This window comes from Planococcus maritimus (genome assembly GCF_001592825.1).
GTDB classification, from domain to species: domain Bacteria; phylum Bacillota; class Bacilli; order Bacillales_A; family Planococcaceae; genus Planococcus; species Planococcus maritimus_C.
On the sequence record NZ_LTZG01000035.1, the window covers coordinates 1 to 376 of the forward strand.

Here is a 376-nt window from a genome sequence, read left to right on the forward strand (position 1 = left end):
CATAGTGACAGTATGGCGCACGATCGGAAACTCTATCTGGGGCCGAAGCTGCGGGTTTTGCGGCGGGAGCTGGGGCTGAACCAGACGCGGATGGCGGGGGAACTGGGGGTGTCGCCCAGCTATCTCAACCCTCTGGAGCGCAACCCGCGGCCGTTGACGGCGCCGATGCTGCTGCGGCTGGCCAATGTCTATGACATTGACATTCGCGATTTCGTCGCCAGCACGCAGGAAGGGGCCGCCAGCGCGCTGGGGGAGATATTGTCCGACGCGCTGGTGCGCGACATCGGCATCGCCCGCGACGAAGTGCTGGAGGTCGCGGAAAATTATCCGGGGGTGAGCGAGGCGATCGGACGATTTTACCGGGCGCTCAGCGATT

General features: G+C 64.1%; 1 protein-coding gene. It reads left to right on the forward strand.

Annotated features, from left to right (window positions below; all coding sequences use genetic code 11):
- Positions 1-376 (forward strand): helix-turn-helix domain-containing protein (locus AY633_RS13700; RefSeq protein ID WP_222101836.1); only part of this gene is annotated, 376 nt, incomplete at both ends.